The organism is Ilumatobacter sp. (assembly GCF_049588435.1).
GTDB lineage: Bacteria > Actinomycetota > Acidimicrobiia > Acidimicrobiales > Ilumatobacteraceae > Ilumatobacter_A.
The window spans coordinates 1-1,698 of the sequence record NZ_JBAVYV010000352.1 but is presented as its reverse complement, the minus strand read 5'-3'; the positions used below and the strand labels follow the sequence as shown (position 1 = coordinate 1,698).

Genomic DNA, 1,698 nt, shown 5'->3' with positions numbered 1-1,698 from the left:
ACAGCGGGCCACGTCGATCACGGAAAGTCGTCGCTCGTCCTAGCGCTCACCGGCACCGATCCTGACCGATTCGAGGAGGAGAAGAGGCGCGGTCTCACGATCGATCTCGGTTTCGCTCACACGGTGTTGCCGTCCGGGGCGGAGCTGAGCTTCATCGACGTTCCCGGCCACGTGAAGTTCCTGCGGAACATGCTCGCCGGAGTCGGCGGGGTGAACGCCTGCGTGTTCGTCGTCGCGGCCACGGAGGGCTGGAAGCCGCAGTCGGAGGAACACCTGCGCATCCTCGAGTTGCTCGGCGTCGAGTTCGGGCTGATCGCGCTGACCAAGGTCGATCTCGTCGACGAGGACCTCCTCGAGCTCGCGAAGATGGACGTGGCGGATCACGTCGTGGGGACGTTCCTCGAATCGGCACCGGTCGTTCCGGTTGCGGCGACCGAGGGAATCGGCATCGACGAGATGCGCGTCGAGATCGACGCGTTGATCGAACGCAGCGGGGCTGCGGCCGATCGTGACCGACCGCGTCTGTGGATCGACCGGGTCTTCGCGGCCAAGGGCAGCGGCACCGTCGTGACCGGAACGCTGGTCGGCGGGACGATGGTCTCCGACCACACGATGCACGTGACCCCGCTCGACCGGGATGTGCGGATCCGCTCGATCCAGACCGCTGGTTCGACCGTCGAACGGATCGGGCCCGGCAACCGTGTCGCGCTCAACCTGAACGGTGTGGATCACGACGAGTTGACGCGAGGTGATGCCGTCGTCGAGCCAGACCGATGGCATCTCACCGATCGCATCGATGCATCGCTCGACGTCCTGTCCTCACTCGACCACGAGGTGTCGCGACGTGGCGCCTACGTGGCGTACTTCGGTGCGGGTGAGCACGCCGTGAAGCTGCGCGTTCTCGGGACCGAGTCGCTCGCCCCCGGCACGACGGGTGCGGTTCGGCTGTTCGCTCCGGTCGCACTTCCGCTGCTGCCTGGCGATCGCTACATCCTGCGTGAGTCGGGCCGCGACGAGACGGTCGGTGGCGGCGAGGTCCTCGACATTGCTCCCGTCGTGAGAGCGTCGCGGGCCGCACCGGACCGGTCGATCGAGCGCGTCGTTCGCGAGCGGGGATGGGTACGTGCCGACGAACTCGAGCGGCTCACCGGCGAGGTCGCCGAGCCGTCGCTGGGAGACTGGGTGACGACGCCCGAGGCGTTGGAGGCGACGGTGCGATCGGTGGTCGACCGGGTCGAGGAAGCCGGTGTCACCGGAATCGATCTCGCAGTGTTCGACGAACGCGAGCGTGCCGCAATCGAGACGACCGATGAGGTCGTCGTCGAGACGGGTCTGGTGCTTCCCGCCGACGCGGTCGACCCGTACGTCGATCATCCGTTCCTCGCCGAACTGCTCGCCGGTGGATTCACCCCGCCGGCCGCGGACGACGTCGACCGCAACGACATCCGAGAACTCGCCCGCCGCGGTCACATCGTGCAGCGCGATGGGCTCGTCTTCCACACGGCGACGATCGACGATGCCGCCGAGGTCGCGGCTGATCTGCTCGAGAAGTTCCCCGATGGCTTCACGGTCGCGGCTTTCCGCGACGTCACCGGAGCGAGTCGGAAGTACGTTCTTCCGCTCGTGTCCGAACTCGACAGCCGGGGCATCACCCGCCGACGCGACGACGTGCGGATCGGCGGACCGAGGCTCCCCGCC

The 1,698-nt window shown here is 67.6% G+C and carries 1 protein-coding gene; it reads left to right on the top strand.

Annotated features, from left to right (window positions below; all coding sequences use genetic code 11):
* Positions 1-1,698, top strand: a 1,698-nt coding sequence (gene selB / locus WBV89_RS13705; protein ID WP_423981912.1) for a selenocysteine-specific translation elongation factor, incomplete at both ends; no start/stop codon positions are given.